The organism is Mesorhizobium sp. M4A.F.Ca.ET.022.05.2.1, assembly GCF_003998845.1.
Classification (GTDB): domain Bacteria; phylum Pseudomonadota; class Alphaproteobacteria; order Rhizobiales; family Rhizobiaceae; genus Mesorhizobium.
Genome location: NZ_RZOJ01000847.1, coordinates 1 through 412, shown reverse-complemented (window position 1 = coordinate 412; position 412 = coordinate 1). Strand labels below are relative to the sequence as shown.

Genomic DNA, 412 nt, shown 5'->3' with positions numbered 1-412 from the left:
TCCGGAAACCCTGCCATTGCCCGTGACTCCAAAGTGGTAAAGCGGGCGCGTCGGCGCCCGTTCGAATGGGGCACAATATGCAGAGGACGATGATCGGGCTACCGCCTGTTTGCGACACGCCGCAGGTGCGGCGCGACCCGGCACACATGCTCGTTGTCAAAGCCCATTTCGGTCAGGCGAAAGCCCAGATGTCCTCGGCCTGGAAGCCGACCTGGTAGCCGGCGGTCTTCAGCTTGACCACGACCTGGCCGATCTCGGCCGCCGGCAGCGCGCCGACTTCGATCTTGATCATGCCGGGGCGGTAGCGCTTGAGGTCGAGTTGGTCGAACACAATCCAGTCCGCGCCCTCGCAGTCGACGAGGAAGGCATCGATATGGGTGATGTCGTTGCGGTCGAGCAGCGTCTGCAGCGT

General features: G+C 63.6%; 1 protein-coding gene. It reads right to left on the bottom strand.

The window, feature by feature from the left end; translation table 11 throughout:
- Window positions 1-172: 172 nt before the first annotated feature.
- Window positions 173-412 (bottom strand): FkbM family methyltransferase (locus EN745_RS35770; protein ID WP_145992371.1); only part of this gene is annotated, 240 nt, incomplete at its 5' end.